Origin of the sequence: Saccharopolyspora sp. (assembly GCF_017434145.1) — a bacterium.
Lineage (GTDB): Bacteria > Actinomycetota > Actinomycetes > Mycobacteriales > Pseudonocardiaceae > Saccharopolyspora_C > Saccharopolyspora_C galaxeae.
Window position 1 is genome coordinate 1 of the sequence record NZ_JAFRFW010000717.1, and the last position, 1,857, is coordinate 1,857.

Annotated in this window: 1 protein-coding gene; it reads right to left on the minus strand. The window is 74.0% G+C overall.

What is annotated here, in order from left to right:
* On the minus strand, positions 1–1,698 hold a 1,698-nt coding region (locus IJH84_RS19550; RefSeq protein WP_295147202.1), incomplete at its 3' end, for a hypothetical protein.
* Positions 1,699–1,857: the final 159 nt, after the last annotated feature.

The following is a 1,857-nucleotide window of genomic DNA, read 5'->3' on the forward strand; positions in this document are numbered from 1 at the left end:
CGGCGCGCCGTGCGTCCCGGCGGCAGGCGGCGTGCCCGCGCCGGTCGACGGGTTCGGTGTGGTCATCTGGCCCAGGTCGAGCGCGGACGGCGCGGGGCTACGCGGAACCGAACTGCTCGACGCGGAGCCGGCTGCGGGTGCGGAGGCGGCCGACGTGGAGCTCGCCGCTGCGCCGCTGTGCCCGTGCCCGGCGGCCGCGGACGGGTCCGGACCGGACACGGTTTGCGGTGCCGGGCCGGGGTTCGCGGGCGGCTGGGGCGGAGCAGGTGCCGGGGCGCTCGCGGCAGGGGCTGCAGGGGCTGCGGGGGCGGCGGAAGCGGTGGCCGCTGCGGTGTGCGCGGGCGACGGAGTCGCGTGCGTCGGCATCGACCAGCCCGCGGACTGCTGCGGTTCCGCCGAGAGGGTGCGCACCTCGGACGCGGACGATTCCGAGTCCTGCTTACGCGAGACGGTCTCCGGGCGTTCGGAGTCCGACTGCGAGCCCTCGTCCGGCCCGGAACTCTCGTCCGGCCCGGAGTTCCCGGCCGACCCGGAACTCTCGCCCGACCGGGAGTTCTTTTCCGACCCGGACTCTTCGCCCGACTGGAAACTCCGCTCAGAGCCCGACGACCAGCCGCCCGAGCTCTTCAGCTGCCGTCCGAGCACGCCGGGCGCGGATTGCCAGCCGCCTGCCGACGAGTCCTCGGTGGACTTGTCACCGGTGCCCTCCCGCGACGAGCCCCCGGATCGCCCGCCGAGCACGGCGGGCGAGCTCTGCGCGGCGACCGCGAGCCACGGCGCACCCGTCGGCGAGCTGCCGGACTCCGACGCACCCGCGGCGTTCGGCGGCTGCCCGGTGTCCTGCCACCCGCCGCCCGAGGTGTCGCTCACGGTCGTCGCCCCCGAACCCGGACCGGACGACCAGGACATGGCCTGTTCCGCACCGCCGGAACCGGAAGCGCTCCACCCGCCAGACCCGGACGAGGCAGCGCGCAGCGCGAGCGGATCGGCGGCGCCGGGCGTGCTACCGCCCTTGCCAGGCATCGCGGTCATGGACTTGGCGACATCGCTGTAGACCGCGGCGATGTCGTAGACGATCTGCCGAGCCTGCTGGGTGCGCTCCTTGTCACCGGGTGAAGACGACTGCGAACCGTTTCCGGGCGAGTTCGGCGCGGGAACTCCCAACGCCTGGCTCGGCGGACCTTGTTGCGGCCCGGCAGCTCCGGATGGCCCGCCCGGAGCTACGGGCGGGCCACCCGGAGCTCCCACCGGCTGTCCCGGAGCTCCCACCGCTTGCCCGGGAGCTGCGGGCGGCTGCCCCGGCATTCCCGGCTGTGCGGCGGCTTGCGCGCTGCGCTGCTGTTCGAGATCCCGCATCCGGCGCTGCCCCTCGGCCACCGCATCGCCGGCGCGGCGCAACATTCGCGCATAGCCGGGCGCCGACGTGGCTTCCAGGACCTTCTCGTTCTCCGCGGCGAGCCGATCGCCCGCCTCGACGGCGCGGTCGATCGTCGCACCGGAGGAATGCGTGCCGAGATCGCGCCACTGCGCGCGGAACCTGTCGGTGACCTCGCGCAGCCGGTCCGCGGCACGGTCGAACGCGCCGGCCTGGCGGTAGAACAGGTCCGGCGAGGTGCCGTGCACCAGCTGTGCCAGCTGCTCGAAGTCGAGCTGCTCCAGGTACGGGTCGGTGGCGGGAGTCGGCTGTGCGCCTGCCATCGATTCAACTCCGTCCGATCACCGGCGGGGGGTTGTCCTCGTTTTGATCGTCCCAGGTGCCGTCGTCGGCCTTCATCCAGATCTGCGGCTCACGTTCCTGGTTCTGCTGCCCGGCACCGGCACCGGCCCCCATGCCGCCACCCATCGGCGACATCGGCA